This window comes from Sulfitobacter marinus (assembly GCF_900116285.1).
Taxonomy (GTDB): domain Bacteria; phylum Pseudomonadota; class Alphaproteobacteria; order Rhodobacterales; family Rhodobacteraceae; genus Sulfitobacter; species Sulfitobacter marinus.
In genome coordinates, this window is the sequence record NZ_FPAJ01000006.1 from 1 (window position 1) to 14,732 (window position 14,732).

Annotated in this window: 14 protein-coding genes; 5 read left to right on the forward strand and 9 right to left on the reverse strand. The window is 55.6% G+C overall.

All coding sequences use genetic code 11. The annotated features are described in order from the left end of the window. Positions 1–115: 115 nt before the first annotated feature. Genes BM347_RS15065 through BM347_RS15080 form a run of 4 tightly spaced genes read right to left on the reverse strand, consistent with a single transcriptional unit; the run spans position 116 to position 4,171 of the window. Complete coding sequence (locus BM347_RS15065; protein WP_093917468.1) at positions 116–1,042, reverse strand: SDR family NAD(P)-dependent oxidoreductase; 927 nt, start codon at positions 1,040–1,042, stop codon at positions 116–118. A 9-nt stretch (positions 1,043–1,051) separates the two neighbouring features. Further along, complete coding sequence (locus BM347_RS15070) at positions 1,052–1,873, reverse strand: SDR family NAD(P)-dependent oxidoreductase (protein ID WP_093917336.1); 822 nt, start codon at positions 1,871–1,873, stop codon at positions 1,052–1,054. A gap of 3 nt (positions 1,874–1,876) precedes the next feature. Then, the gene (locus BM347_RS15075) at positions 1,877–2,992 is read right to left on the reverse strand and encodes an acyl-CoA dehydrogenase family protein (protein WP_175498597.1); all 1,116 of its coding nucleotides are present in this window, start codon (positions 2,990–2,992) and stop codon (positions 1,877–1,879) included. Between the two features lie 3 nt (positions 2,993–2,995). Beyond that, a complete protein-coding gene (locus BM347_RS15080; protein ID WP_093917337.1) occupies positions 2,996–4,171 on the reverse strand; it encodes an acyl-CoA dehydrogenase family protein in 1,176 nt (391 codons plus the stop codon). Positions 4,172–4,298: 127 nt separating this feature from the next. On the opposite strand from BM347_RS15080, the gene BM347_RS15085 reads away from it, so the two are divergent. From BM347_RS15085 to BM347_RS15095, 3 genes are read left to right on the forward strand one after another with little or no spacing between them, the layout of a single operon-like run. Beyond that, complete coding sequence (locus tag BM347_RS15085; RefSeq protein ID WP_093917338.1) at positions 4,299–5,297, forward strand: NADPH:quinone oxidoreductase family protein; 999 nt, start codon at positions 4,299–4,301, stop codon at positions 5,295–5,297. Between the two features lie 18 nt (positions 5,298–5,315). Then, on the forward strand, positions 5,316–6,320 hold the full coding sequence (locus BM347_RS15090; protein WP_093917339.1) for an NADP-dependent oxidoreductase: 1,005 nt from the start codon (positions 5,316–5,318) through the stop codon (positions 6,318–6,320). Positions 6,321–6,332: 12 nt separating this feature from the next. Then, positions 6,333–6,803 carry a MaoC family dehydratase gene (locus BM347_RS15095; protein WP_093917340.1) on the forward strand — a complete coding sequence of 157 codons (471 nt, stop codon included), beginning with the start codon at positions 6,333–6,335 and terminating at the stop codon, positions 6,801–6,803. A gap of 75 nt (positions 6,804–6,878) precedes the next feature. On the opposite strand, the gene BM347_RS15100 is transcribed toward BM347_RS15095, so the two are convergent. The 3 genes from BM347_RS15100 to BM347_RS15110 all read right to left on the reverse strand — a co-directional run bounded on the left by BM347_RS15100 (position 6,879) and on the right by BM347_RS15110 (position 9,736). Next, entirely contained in the window at positions 6,879–8,147 is a 1,269-nt protein-coding gene (locus tag BM347_RS15100; protein WP_093917341.1) for a multidrug effflux MFS transporter, read from the reverse strand. Continuing rightward, positions 8,144–8,617: a MarR family winged helix-turn-helix transcriptional regulator gene (locus BM347_RS15105; RefSeq protein ID WP_093917342.1), complete on the reverse strand. Its 474-nt coding sequence runs from the start codon at positions 8,615–8,617 to the stop codon at positions 8,144–8,146. Before BM347_RS15105 ends, BM347_RS15100 begins: the two co-directional genes overlap by 4 nt. A gap of 129 nt (positions 8,618–8,746) precedes the next feature. Then, positions 8,747–9,736 (reverse strand): aldose epimerase family protein, encoded by a 990-nt coding sequence (locus tag BM347_RS15110; protein WP_093917343.1) that lies wholly within the window; start codon positions 9,734–9,736, stop codon positions 8,747–8,749. 169 nt (positions 9,737–9,905) lie between these two features. Between BM347_RS15110 and BM347_RS15115 the strand changes: the two genes are divergently transcribed. Continuing rightward, a complete protein-coding gene (locus BM347_RS15115) occupies positions 9,906–10,889 on the forward strand; it encodes a response regulator (protein ID WP_093917344.1) in 984 nt (327 codons plus the stop codon). A 56-nt stretch (positions 10,890–10,945) separates the two neighbouring features. After that, complete coding sequence (locus BM347_RS15120) at positions 10,946–11,263, forward strand: Hpt domain-containing protein (protein WP_245764291.1); 318 nt, start codon at positions 10,946–10,948, stop codon at positions 11,261–11,263. Between the two features lie 9 nt (positions 11,264–11,272). Here BM347_RS15120 and BM347_RS15125 read toward each other — a convergent pair whose 3' ends face one another. Both BM347_RS15125 and BM347_RS15130 read right to left on the reverse strand, forming a co-directional pair. Beyond that, a complete protein-coding gene (locus BM347_RS15125) occupies positions 11,273–11,638 on the reverse strand; it encodes a response regulator (protein WP_093917471.1) in 366 nt (121 codons plus the stop codon). An 85-nt stretch (positions 11,639–11,723) separates the two neighbouring features. Further along, positions 11,724–14,705, reverse strand: a complete 2,982-nt coding sequence (locus BM347_RS15130) for a CHASE domain-containing protein (protein ID WP_245764292.1) — start codon at positions 14,703–14,705, stop codon at positions 11,724–11,726. Between the last annotated feature and the right edge of the window lie 27 nt (positions 14,706–14,732).

Consider the following 14,732-nt stretch of genomic DNA (forward strand, 5'->3'; position numbering starts at 1 on the left):
AGAGCCTGAGGTGTGGTGGCATTGAATGCGCCGCGATAGGCTTTGCCAATCGGGGTGCGGGCTGTGGATACGATTACTGCGTCACGCATGGTGATCTCCCTTTAAATTTAATCTGTTAGCCCCAATCCAGATCAAGACCTTGGGCCTTGGCTGCATTGAGCGCGTACTTCTTGGTCTGGCTAAAGGCATCGGTCAGCTCTTGCTGGCCTGCCTCGTTCGTGATTTTGTCGAATGCAGCTGCGACGCCCTCAGGGGTATTGTCCTGACCGGTCAACGTCACGCCTTCCGTTTCGTAAACCCGTGTCTGGGCAAAGCTGCCTGCCCCTGCGCCAAGGATCACCCGGCTGGGGCCGTCCTCGCTAACAAGGTATAGCAGGCCAGGGGTAATGGTTTCAGGGGCCAGCAATTCCTGCGCCTGTTCGGGCAGCAAATCGGCGGTCATCCGGGTCGCGGCCGTGGGGGCCAGCGTGTTGACGCGGATATTATCGCGCGCGCCTTCCAGATGCAGGACGTTCATCAAGCCCATCATCGCCGCCTTGGCCGCCCCATAGTTGGACTGGCCAAAGTTGCCATAAAGCCCCGACGCCGACGACGTCAGCACGATGCGTCCGTATTTCTGTTGGCGCATGATCGGCCAGCACGCGTGGGTCACATTGGCAGAGCCGATCAGATGGACGTCAACGACTTTGCGGAAATCAGACATCTCCATCTTGGAAAACGTTTTGTCGCGCAGGATACCGGCGTTGTTCACCAAGATATCGATGCGTCCCCATGCCTCCATCACCTGTGCGACCATATCGGCCACGCCAACCTCGTCCGACACATCGCAACCGTGGGCCATCGCCTCGCCACCCGCATCGCGGATTTCTTGTGCGACGGCTTCGGCGGCGGCAGAGGATGCCCCCTGCCCGTCTGTTGTCACGCCCAGATCGTTAACCATAACGCGCGCGCCACGTGCGGCCAGCCCCAAGGCGTGGCTGCGGCCAAGACCCGTACCGGCACCTGTGACAATCGCCACGCGGTTATCAAATCGGATGTCCATCATCGCCCCTTAGTGCAGTGCTTGTTCAAAGATGTTCGGCCCGCTCATCACGTTGATGCCACCGCTGACCGGAATGACAGCGCCGGTGATATAGGCACCGCCAATACCGCAAAGAAACAGCATACAGCCCGCGATGTCAGTATCAGTTCCTACGCGACGCAGCGGCACGTCTTGGCCCACCTTGCTGCGCATATCTTTGTCATGGGTGGCAAACGCCGTCATGCGCGACACGAACGGCCCCGGTGCCAAGGCGTTCACGGTGATCGCGTCACCCGCCAGTTCCTTGGCCAGAATTTTGCTTAGGTGGATCACAGCGGCCTTGGACGCGGAATAGCTATAGGCACCATCGCCCATCTCGCGTTCGCCCATGACCGACCCGACATTCACAACCCGCGCAGGGTCTTCGATGGTCGCGTGTTTCTTGAGCATGGGCAGCAGCTTTTGCGTCAGATCGAACAGGCCCGCCACATTCACCGCCATCACCTTTTCCCAAGCCTTGAACGGGAAGTCGCCCATGGGTGCGCCCCATGTAATACCAGCGTTATTCATCAGGATATCAAGGCGATCTGTATGGGCCTTCACGGCCTCCACCATTGCATCCACGCCCTCCTCGGTGCCGACATCGCCCGCAAAGCCGATGGCCTTGCCGCTGGCACCCATGGCGTTCAGCTCTTTCGCGACAGCCTCGCAGGCATCACCCTTGCGGCTGGCAATCAGCACGGTCGCGCCTGCACGCACCAAACCTTCGGCGGCCATACGGCCAATGCCTGTCGCACCACCTGTGACAAGGGCAGTTTTACCCTCAAGACCGAAAAGTGTATTGATATCCATGGCTTAAAATCCTCTGTGCTTGGCGACTTGGTTCGCGTGATAACCGTAATCGCCCAGCCACTCAGCACCCACACGGGCGCGTTTCATATAAAATCCGATGTCATAAGCGTCGGTCATGCCAATCCCGCCATGCATCTGAACACCCTCTTGCACCGCCAGTTGTGCTGTCGATGTGGCGCGGGCTTTGGCCAGTGATACGGCCATGATGGCGTTATCCGGGTCTTCGTCCAACAAGCGGCCTGCATTCACGATCGCAGACGCTGTCACTTCGATCTCGCACCACAAATGCGCAGCGCGGTGTTGCAACGCCTGAAAGTTACCGATGACAGTGCCGAATTGCTTGCGCTCTTTCAGGTAGGCGACCGTCATGCCAAAGGCACCGGCCGACAGCCCGGCCATTTCAGCGGCCAACGCTGCCTGACCTGCTTCAATGGCGGGTTTCAACACGCTCATCGCGCTGTCCACTTGACCCAAGACATCTTCGCCCGTCGCCTCGACATTGTCGAAATCGATCCGCGCGGAATCCCGTGCGTCGATCATGTTTTGCGCGTTGCGGGTGATACCTGCGCGGTCAGCCGGGATATCGAACAGGGTCAAACCGTCATCGGTTTTCGCCAGCACCAGCAAACGGTCGGCCAATGCGCCATCGACGACGAATGTTTTCTTACCGCTGAGCCGGAAACCATTCCCCTCGCGCGTTGCAACCATCGATGTCGCTTCGGGGTTGAACTTTGACGTCTCGTCGACCGCGAGCGCATAGGTCACATCGCCCGTGGCAATTGCGGCAAGCGCCTTTTCCGCCCGCGCATCGCTGACATTGCGCAGCGCAGTCGCGGCAATCACGGCTGTCGACAAAAACGGGCTGACGACCAATGTTTTGCCCATCTCATGCGCCAGAACGCCCGCAGCGGCATGGCCCATGTCGGACCCACCGGCGGATTCAGGGACCAGCACACCGGCCCAGCCCATGTCGGCCATTTCTTTCCACATCTTCGCATCATGGGTTTTGCCCGCATCGCGCAGATCACGGAACGCTTTGACGGGGGCGGATTTATCCAGAAACCCCCGCGCCGCATCGGCTAGCATGGTTTCGTCTTCGGTCATTACCAAGTTTGCCATGATTTATGCCCCCAGCCCAAGAACGCGACGCGATACGATGCTCAGCATCACCTCGGATGTGCCGCCTTCGATGGAATTCGCTTTGGTACGCAGCCAATCCGCAGGACGGTTACCCAAAGGGCCGTCCCATTCCAACGCATCAGACCCGCCCGCAGCCATCAGCAACTCGTGGCGTTGCTTGTTCAGTTCGGTGCCCATGTATTTTAGCATCGCCGATGCATCACCTGCACCGGTTCCAGCCTCGGCTTGGTCTTTGTAACGCTCCAGCGTCAACCCGGTGGCCAGTGCGTCGACCTCGCAACGCATTGCATCGGCGCGCAGGGTTGTTTCCATTTCCTGACCTTCGCCCAGAGATTCATTCAGCACCGCGCCCAAAGCACGCCCACCTGACAGACCCTGACCGCCGCCCGAGATCATCTCGCGTTCGTGGGTCAGCAGGTATTTCGCAACGTCCCAGCCCCGGTTTTCGGTGCCAACGATCTGGTGCTTTGGCACCTTCACATCGGTAAAGAACGTTTCGCAGAAAACCGACGCGCCCGAGATCAGTTTGATCGGCCGTGTTTCAACGCCTGCGTCTTCCATGTTGATCAGCAGGAAGGAAATGCCTTTGTGTTTGGGCGCTTCGCGGTCTGTGCGGATTAGCGCGAAAATCCAATCAGCCTTATCGGCGTAAGAGGTCCAGATTTTCTGGCCGTTTACCAGCCAGTGGTCGCCCTTGTCTTCGCCTTTGGTTTGAACGCTGGCCAAATCCGACCCGGCACCCGGCTCGGAATAGCCTTGGCACCAGCGGATTTCACCGCGGGCGATCGGCGGCAAATAATGCAGTTTTTGTTCGTGCGACCCAAAGTGCAGCAAGGCGGGTCCAAGCATCCAGATGCCAAAGCTGTCCAGCGGACTGCGGGCACCGATACGGTCCATTTCTTCTTTGAAAATCTTTTCCTGCGCGCGGTTTAGCCCGGCACCGCCGTATTCGACCGGCCATGTGGGCACAGTGTACCCTTTAGATGCAGCGCGTTCCATCCAGTCGCGTTGTGCGTCTGATGCAAACTCAAAATTCTTGCCACCCCAACAAATGGATGATTCACTGGCTTCGCCACCGCGCATTTCGGCCGGGCAATTTGCCTCTAGCCAGTCGCGCAGTTCAACTCGGAAACCCTCCAGCTCCTGATTGGACTGCATCGTATTCTCCCCCCTCAATTTTGCGGATAACAATTCCGCACTGCAAAATTGCATTTCGAAATTCGATTGACAAGACAGTTTCTGACCGCGCCTATTGCTTTGCAAATTCTTGAGGAGGAACGTCGAAATGAAAGCCATGCTAAGCACCGCACCTGGTGGCCCTGAAACCCTAGAACTGACAGAGCTGCCGCAGCCCGAACCAAAGAAGGGCGAAGTCCGCATTCGGGTCCGTGCTGCTGGGCTGAATTTCCCTGACACATTGATTATTCAGGATCTTTACCAGATGAAGCCCCCCCGCCCCTTTGCCCCCGGTGGCGAGGTTGCAGGCGATATTGATGCGGTTGGTGAAGGGGTCACAAACGTTGCCGTCGGGGACCGCGTGCTGGCGATGACCGGCTTTGGTGGCTTTGCGACAGATATGTGTATTGATGCCGGTCGGGTCATGAAAATCCCCGATGCGATGCCATATGACGAAGCGTCATGTTTGGTGCTGACCTACGGCACATCGCATCACGCGTTGAAAAATCGCGCTGAAATCAAGGCGGGCGAATCTTTGTTGATCCTTGGCGCTGCGGGCGGCGTGGGTGCTGCCGCGATTGAATTGGGCAAGGCTGCCGGTGCCAAAGTGATCGCCGCCGTGTCGTCCGAGGAAAAGGCGCAGTTCTGCCGCGACTTGGGGGCCGATGAAACCATCGTCTACAGCCGTGATATGGATGACCGCGCTACGCAAAAAGAGTTTTCTAACGAGATCAAAAAGCTGGCAGGCGGTGATGGTGTTGATGTCGTTTATGATGCCGTTGGCGGTGCATATGCAGAACCCGCCGTGCGCGCGTTGGCGTGGAAAGGCCGCTATCTGGTCGTTGGTTTCCCTGCCGGTATCCCAAAAATCCCGTTGAACCTGACATTGCTTAAGGGGTGCCAAATCGTTGGCGTTTTTTGGGGGGCACACACGGCCCGCGAACCAAAGGCCCATGCCGAAAACATGGCCGACCTGTTCCGCATGTACGCAAGCGGCCAGATCAAACCCCGCATCTCTGCGCGCTTCCCGTTGGAAAGGGCTGCTGATGCTTTGAACCTCATGCAGGACCGCAAGGTTCTGGGCAAAGTCGTGCTCGACGTTGATTGATCCTGAAAGGAACGTAATATGACTAACCGACAAATCGTTATCGCCGAGCTGCCGACCGACGCGCTGACCCCCGCACATTTCAAAGAAACCACAACCGATATGCCCAAGGCTGGCGACGGTCAGGTGGTTCTCAAGGTCATTTTGATGTCCATCGACGCGGCCAACCGGTCGTGGATGAAGGGCGCGACGTACCGCGCCGCCGTAAATGCCGGTGACCCCATGCCGACCTATGCAATCTGCGAAGTCATCGAAACCAAGTCAGACCGTCTGGCCGTTGGTGATATCGTCGCGGCCGAGGCGACGTGGTCGGATTACATCGTCGCCGAGGCACGCAAATGCGAAAAGCTGCCCAAGGTGCCAGAGCTGTCCAACCTGATGTCGGTTTACGGCATCGCAGGCAAAACCGCCTTTCACGGGCTGATCTCCGTCGGTAAGCCTATTGCGGGTGAAACCGTGTTGGTATCGGCGGCGGCCGGATCGGTCGGCGGCTATGTGGGCCAGATTGCCAAGGCGCTTGGGTGTCGCGTTGTCGGGATCGCGGGCGGTGCTGACAAATGCAAATGGGTCAAAGAAGAAATGGGCTTTGACGACTGCATTGATTATCGCGCGCCGGGCCTGGGCAAGGCATTGCGCGCGGCCTGCCCTGACGGGGTTGATGTGTATTTCGACAATGTCGGGGGCGCTGTATTGGAAACCGCGCTGTTCAGCATGAACGAAAAGGGCCGCATCGTCTGCTGCGGTGCCATCAGCCAATACGATACCGAAACACCAACCGGCCCACGCAACCTGCCCGGTCTGGTCGTGGTCAAACGTCTGCGCATGGAAGGTTTCATCGTAATGGACTGGGCCCATGACGATGCCAAAGCCCTGCGCGCGTTGCAGACTTGGGTCGCAAACGGTCAGATCAAGGTCACCGAAGACATTGTCGAAGGTCTGGAGAACGCGCCGCAAGCGTTGATTGGCCTGTTGGCAGGCGAAAACAAGGGCAAGCGTATGGTGCGTGTTGCCGCTGATCCAGCATAGGAGGAAGCCACCATGTCTTCATTGAAAAGAGCAGTTGAGCACAGCGAGACCCTGATCGGAACCGAAGTCGGTGTATCGGATTGGATTACCGTTGACCAAGACATGATCGACCAGTTCGCAAAAACGACCCACGATATGCAATGGATCCACATTGATCCTGAACGGGCCGCTGCAGAAACGCCGTTTGGCGGCACCATTGCCCATGGCTTTTTGACATTGTCGCTGGCCAGCCGCTTTGCCTATGATTGTTTTAACATGATGCCGGGTCAGGTGATGGGCATCAATTACGGCATGAATAAAATGCGTTTTTTGCGGCCCGTTGTTGCCGGATCGCGCCTGCGTGGTCGGTTTACCTTGCAAAATGTCACAGCGCGAAATGCGACAGACATGTTGCGGGAAAATCTACTCACGGTCGAGATCGAAGGCGAGGAAACCCCAGCTTTGATCGCAGAATGGCTGGGACTTGCCGTTTTCAAGGACTAGATCGTTTCGCATTTAGCAACAAAGGCCGCCTTGTATGGGGCAGCCTTTTGCGTTTCTGGCGCTTAGGCCATTTGCCTATTTGTCGGGGGCCGTCACCGGGGTGGATTGGGCAGTCAAAGGCCCACGTTGACCTTGCACCTGATCGGGCAAAGGCTTGGCCACAGCGGGGCCAAGCTTGCGATACCAGACAAACGACAAGCACGCAGTGGCACCCATGATCGGGATCAACGTGCCCATCGCAATCACGGCATTCCCCATCAAAGCACCCAGCGACCCCACCAGCAGGCCGGACCCCATTTGAATGAACCCCAGCAAGGATGCAGCCGCGCCCGCAGCACGGCCAAACGGGGCAAGAGCGGCCGTCGACATGGCGGGCATCACGAATGCGATGCCAAAGGAATAGACCCCCACCGGAATCATCACGTGCAAAAAGCTGGGCGACCACATCAGCAAGGTCAACGTTCCGATGCTGCCTAAGGCTACGAACACAAGGCCAGGGGCCACCAATGCGTTCGCGCCGTATCGTCCCATCAGCTTGCGGCAGATCAGCGAAGCTGCGAAAAAGCTGCCCGATTGCGCCAACATCGACACCCCGAATTGCGCGGGGGACAGGCCGACCTCATTCATCAAGATGAACGGTAGAAACGTCGCCTGCGCATAAATCGCACCCAATGCGCCGCCCATGACCAATGACGCTGAAATAAAGTGCTTGTTGGTCAAGAGCATCTTGTAAGTGCGCCCGAGCGCTGGAAAGTTCAGCCGCGATCGGTCGGGAACAACGGTTTCTTTCAACGCAAAGATAACGACCGCGATAATCCCGATGCCGAACGCCGTCATTAATAAAAAAATCGACCGCCAGCCGAACAAGGGCAACATCAGACCGCCGATTGAAGGGGCCAGCGCAGGCCCAAGCGCCAGAATAATCCCGATCAAGTTCATGATCCGCGACGATTGATCATCGGTGAACAGATCACGCACCAACGCGCGTGAAATCGCCACCCCGACAGACGCGCCAATCCCTTGGACAAACCGCGCGCCCATCAACACTTCAACCGAGGGGGATAGCATCGCAGCCAGACTTGCAACGCAGTATAGCCCCATGAATGCAATCGTGACGGGGCGCCGCCCCAACGCATCCGATAGCGGCCCCGCCACCAGTTGCGCACAGGCAAACCCCCCAAAATACAAGGTCAGGGTCAGCTTGATCACCGATTCAGTTGACCCGAAATGGCGTACGAGCTCGGTCATCGCCGGGGTATAAAGCGCCATGGAAACGGGCCCGATGGCGACCAGCATCGCGCCGATAATGCTGACCCTGCGTTCGGTCATTATGGGGGCGGTCATACCGTGTCTTCCGCCTTCGAAGCGGCACCGCGCGGGCCATCAATGTGGGCGCGCAGCTGGCGCGCGGTTTTGAGGAAAGTTTGCCAATCCTCCGGGCAAAGACCGTTTGAAATCAATTGTTCCGTCCGCTCGCCTGCTTGGGCAATCTGCGCCAACGTACCCGCCGCTTTCGGGCTAAGCGTCACGATCTTGGCGCGGCGGTCTTTTGGATCAGCTTCCCGCGCAACCAGCCCTGCCGCCTCGAGACGGTCCAGAAATCCGGTCAGACTCATGGGGGTCATCCCAAGGCTTTCGGCCAACAAGTGCTGGCGGGTGGGACCAGACCGGGCCATATGTGCCATAACGCGCGCCTCGGCTGCGGTAACGGGCAGCCGACTCGCTTCGATTTCGCGGGCGAATACGCCACGGGTGATCCGCGCAATATCGTTAAATAAAAAACCAAAGCTGTCGGTGTCTATCTTCGTGCGCATCAGGGGGGTAACTATCTCTTTGTTAGCTTGCCTTACTATATGTGAGAGTTAGCATCTGTCCCGCCCCTGTCAAATTTTATCGTTAACGAACTTAACGTAACGAGGCGCAGGGCTGCCCCGGCGGCTGTTTCATGTGCGTAAATCAGAAACCACGAAACGGGACCGGATGACGAAACGCTGCCCCGCCTTGAGCAAGCTAGAGGGAAAACTGGATTGATTGGGCGTATCCGGCCAGAACTGCGGCTCGATCGCCAACCCCGCACAAGCGCCGTAGGGCCTGCCAAGATGCCCGTTAAATGGTGTCGTATCAATGTTAGAGCCATTGTAAATCTGTACGCCGGGTTGATCGGTCTGAACCTCCAACACGATGCCTGACGCTTCCACCCGGCACGCTGTCTGCATCGGCGCATCACAGGGGCCAAGGCAGAAGTTGTGATCCAACACCGGACCGATAGGGCGCGGCTGTCGATAATCGAATGCCGTGCTGCTTACGGGTGCAGGGGAACCGATGGGAATTTGGTCAGCGTCCACGGGTAAATATGTCTCGGCCGGGACCGTCAGCATGTGATCCGACAGATCGTCCTGTCCGGACAAATTCCAGTATCCGTGAAAGGCTGGGCTAAAGAAAACATCCGCGTCTGCTCGACCCGAAATCTCGACCTCCAAGGCACCAGATGCGGTCAGCCGATAGACGACCGTCGCGATAAGATTACCGGGAAAACCGCCCAAGCCATCGGGGTGTTCTAACGTCAATTCACAAGCATCATCAGACGTTTGGGTAAAGGTCCAGTTGCGATCACTGAAGCCCGCGCATCCACTGTGCAAGGTCGTAGTACCGTTTTCATTTATGTCCAACTCAAACGTTTCGCCATTAATCTGCATCCGCCCTTTGGCGATACGATTGGCGACGGGCCCGACAATGGCACCGAAATATTGCATTTGGTCAAAGTACGAATCAATCGTTTCGCCGCCCAGAACCAGACTGTGATCAATGCCCGCTACCCTGTAATCCTGAACTGTGGCACCCCAGGATAGGACCCTCGCGAAGGTGCCACCTGCGCGCAATTCACACGCCTGAACCAATGTACCATTAAGATCGGCACCAAAATTATAGATCATCAAACCACCTGTTTTGCTGCCACTGTTCCCTGATAAAGTGTACCTGTACACAGAGATTCCCTGATAATGTATAGATATTGCCCATATTTTGACATGTTTCCCTTACAAGTTGTTAACACTTTTGGCGGGCAATTTTGCTTTGCAGGTTATTTTTAGTGGGGCTAGTTAAATGAAAATTCTTGCGGTTGATGACGATCCAATCATCCTTGAACTGCTGGCGCATTTCATCGAGACAATGACAGAACACAAGCTGGTTATGGCCTCTTGTGCGGATGATGCTATTGAAACAATCAAAACGAATGCCCCTGGATCTTTTGATTGTTTCTTGCTGGATATCCAGATGCCGGGAACAGATGGCATTGCTCTTGCTGGTCAGATCCGCACGATGGATGCCTATGTCGATACGCCCATCCTGATGCTCACCGCGATGTCCGAGAAAGATTACATTGACGCGGCGTTTGCTGCTGGTGCCACTGACTATGTCACGAAACCCTTCGAGATGTTCGAGCTCAAGGCACGGCTGGCGCTTGTGGAACGTGCCTTTGCTGCGCGTGAAGCACGCACAACAAAAATTTTTGCAGCCCAAAAATTGAACCCTAGCCAGGAAACCGGCACGGCGCCGATCGATCTCTTTGATCCGGTGGCACTTTATGAAATCGACAATCTGATCGATTTCATGGCTTTCGAAAATTACATACGTCAACTCAGCCGGAACGATTTGTTCGGCTCGACCGCGTTTGCGTTTACGATTCGCGACATCGCGCAGTATCACGCCACAATGTCACCGTTTGAGTTCTATTCGCTTTTGACAGACGTCGCCGAAGTGATCTCCGACACACTTGGCGATGGCCAGTTCCTGATGTCTTATGCGGGCAACGGCACTTTCATTTGTATCACTGAAAGCGGCTGGCAGCCTGATATGAAGGCGCTTGGGCTTAGTGTTAACCTAACCCTCGCAAAGACAGAATTGTTCGACAATCAAGGTCAGCAGATCGAACCGCGCGTTTGCGCTGGTGAGGCGATTAGGCTAATGTGGAAAACAAGCGCGACCGTTATGGACGCAATTTCGGCAGCACATGCCTCGGCCGAGGAGTCTGTTGCTGCCCATGAAGATGCGCAAAAAAATGCGTGGCAAATTGGTCTGACTGGATGATGCACCAAAAACTTACACTTCCGGGAATTGATCGAATTCGAAGTCGATTTCTTGAGATGTTGAAGACCCGTCAAATTTCAATTGCAGAATATGCGTTGACGGCTTGGGAAAGCTATGAGCTGGAAGAAATCAACGGCAGTTTGACACTGGCGCGCACATTGCTACACCAGATTGCCGGCACCGCCGGATCGCTTGGCTTTGAGGACTTGGGAAACCAAGCGCGCAGCATTGAGACCGAGATTGATGCACATCTAGCCGGCCCTGACGCTGATCTGGCCATCTGCCCAAGCCCTTTGTTTTTCCAGCTTGATAGCTTTGTGCAGCTTTGCCAGACCGTACTGGATGCACATCCCGAAACGCTGGAACCGTCCTAAACTGGTACGTCAGCCCACCACCGCCTTGATCTGATCGCCCAAAGTGATCGGATCGAAGGGTTTGCTGATTACATCAACCGCCCCGATCTGACGCAATTCGTCCATCTCGTTAGGCTGCGCCCGCGCGGTCATAAAGATCGCAGGAATCTCTACAAATTCTGGCCGTTCCCGCAGCCGCTCTAGCGTCTGGCGTCCTGTCAATCCGGGCATCATCATATCGAGCAGCAACACATCGGGGATATAGTCTAGCGACCGCGTCAGGGCGTCTTCACCGCTGTGACATTGGACGACCTCAAAACCGCCCGCCATCTCTAACGCCAGCTCCACGATCTCGCGTATCGACTCGTCGTCCTCAACGTGAAGAATTTTAATCACCATTAACCTCCCAAGAGAAAAGTGAACGCCCCAAAAGGTGCAATTCGTCGCCACACACAGTCCAGATTTTTTCAATCATGCTAAACTATGCCTTGCTTTCGGATAAATTTATTACGCATTCGATAATGCGATCCATATCAGCGTGAGATTTCACGATATGCTCGTCGACTCGATCATCTTTTGCGCGGGTACCATCAGACGTCAGCACAACAACACGTGCCTCTGGTTGCTCTTGTGTAATCTGATCCAGCAAGCTGGCGGCATCCCCATCTGGGACGGTCCAGTCCAGAATGATGACATCCCACGTCTCGTCCGAAAGAAAGCTGCGGGCAGATTTTATCCGGGTCACGTTATGCACATCAGCATAGGTGTTTAGCCCCGCGTGGATCACTTCGGCAAAATCCTCGTCATCTTCGAGGTGCAAAATTCTTAACCGCTTTCCCTGAACGGGCCGTGACAACCGCTCTGTTGCGGGGGCTGCCCCCTCGGTTGGTTGCGAGATCGGGCAGGTGAACCAGAACACAGTCGGGCCATCGGGCTTGCTTTCGAAACCGATTTCACCGCCCTGCCGCCAGACAATCTCGCGGGTGATGTTCAGGCCCAGACCGGTCCCGCCCTTGGCACGTGTGTCGGACCCATCCGCCTGCGAGAAACGTTGGAAAATGCGCCCTTTAAACGATTCAGGCACCCCTGCCCCGATATTCTGAACATAGATGATCGCGACTTCGTCCAGCTTTTCGACCGTGACCGTGACGTCGGTATCATCATAAGAATATTTGCACGCATTCGAAATCAAGTTAGCCATGACCTGCATCATGCGCCCTGAATCCGCGACAACAAACAGTTCTTCGTCTGGTAAAATAAGCTCAAGCTTCGTCTTATGCGTTACCGCGAAAGGCATCATTTCACTTTGGGCTGCCCGCACCAATCCGCATAGTTCAATCTCGACCAGATTAAAGCTGATCTCACCGGAGGAGATCTTTTCAAGGTCCAGAATATCATTCACGATATCCGTCAGCCTGTCCGAGTTAGATTGCGCGATCTGAACCAGCCGCAGGGCAGAGGCGGGCAGCTTGTCGCGGGCCGCCATTTCAATCAGGCCCAACGCGCCCTTGATTGACGTAAGCGGCGTGCGCAATTCATGGCTGACCGTGGATACAAATTCGCTCTTGATCTGCTCCATCTTCTTTTTGTCAGTGATGTCGACGACCTGCGCGATATAGACGTAAGAGCCGATATTCTTGTCATAGGTCCAAGTGATGTTGAACAAGCCCCAACGATGCCCGCCGTTCTTGTGGCGAATTCTAAATTCCTCACGGTAAACATCTTGGTTCCCTGCACGCACGGTGCTTAGAACGGCGGCGATCATCCGGTCCATATCGTCTTTGGGGATGATCCGCTCGATATTGAAATCCTTGAGCATCTCTACATCTGAGTACCCTGTCAATTCGGTCAGGGCCGGGTTAACGCCGATAAAAAAACCACCACTATTAAGCGTCGCCATGCCAACGGGGGCCGCCTCAAGCACAACGCGGAATCGCTTTTCGCTGGCCTCAAGCGCATTGCGGGAATGGCGCAATTCGGTCACATCGGTTTGCGTGCCAACCATGCGTATGGCTTTGCCATCCTCGTCGCGCTCAACAACCACCGCATCCGATCGCATCCAACGCCATTTGTCACCAAATGCCACCCGATACTCGGCGATAGAACGGACCGTTTCGCCCCTTATGCACCTGCGATCTGCCTCCAGCAGCAGGGTCATGTCATCTGGGTGGATCCGCTCCATAAACACATCTTGTGGGCTTTCGATTTCTTGATCGATGTCCATAATATCAAGCCAGGTGTGGGAAACGACCGACTTGCCAGTCTTGAGGTCAATTTCAAACACCCCGATTTGCGAGCCGGACAAGGCCGCGTCAAAACGTTGTTTGGTCACCACCAGTTCATCGGCTATTTCGACATCGGCAGTGACATCGCGCAAGATCACGGTCGTTCGGCTTTTGCCGGACGATGCCACCCAGCCGTTTGTATGCAGATCAAGAAACAGTTCGCGCCCGCTTAGCGTATGACCCAAGGCGTTATAATTTTGGTGCGCTTCATCTTCGGCAAGTTTGGTAACAAACTCAGAGAAAGGCCGCCCCTTTAGTCCGTCACGCTTTCCGTCGAAGCAATTGGTCGCCGCATGGTTGGCAAATACGACCTTACGTTCTTCGTCCAGGATCATTACGGCAACGACCGTGTTTTCGACCAATGACCGGTTTTCTTCCTCGCGAGCGTTGATCTTTTTCGCCCGCAATCTGGCGACCTCAGCTAGGCTTTCGTTGCGCACGCGCAGTGCACGCATTGCGAACGCCAACATCATAGAAAGCAGCAATCCGCCAATCAGAATGAAAAACGGCCCGCGCGTCGAGTGAACCTCGTCGAATAGGGCCGTGCTGTGATAGTGAAGCGTCCATTGGCGCCCGAACATATCCACAGTATAATTGGCAGTATAAAGCCAATCCATGTGTTCATGTTCATGCGTGCTATAAATCAAAGCATCGTCGTCAATTCCGCTACCATCATATACTTGGAATTCAAACAGCTGTCCCTGCTGAGGATTCAAGCCCTCTAGCAGGTTACGCCCGACAAAAGGCGCATAGACCCAACCTTTAAAATCGTCCGCTTCGAAATATGGCCGCAACAAAAGAAAACCGGGTTGCGCCGTGTCATCCTGCACCAAAAGAATGCGCGGGGTTAACTGTGGTAATCCTGTTTCGCGGGCACGGTTCGCGGCGTCCCGGCGTCCTTGCTCAAAACTGATATCTAGGCCTACCGCCTCTGCGTTGATGTCGGTTGGCGCAATATACTTGATGATATATTTTACATCGCTTTCCGTTTCCGGATGTACGGTAAAATTCTCAACACCATCTGCGCGCATACCGGCGACAAATTCCGGCACCTCATCCGCAGGTACCGGTTCGATAAAGCCAATTCCGTTTATCCCCGGCAGGGTTTCTGTCAAATCCAGACTGCTGGCAAACATATCGAAATCGTTAACTTCGGTGTTTTCTGATGCGCGCATCATGCCAGCCGCGCCATTGAGACTTTGGAG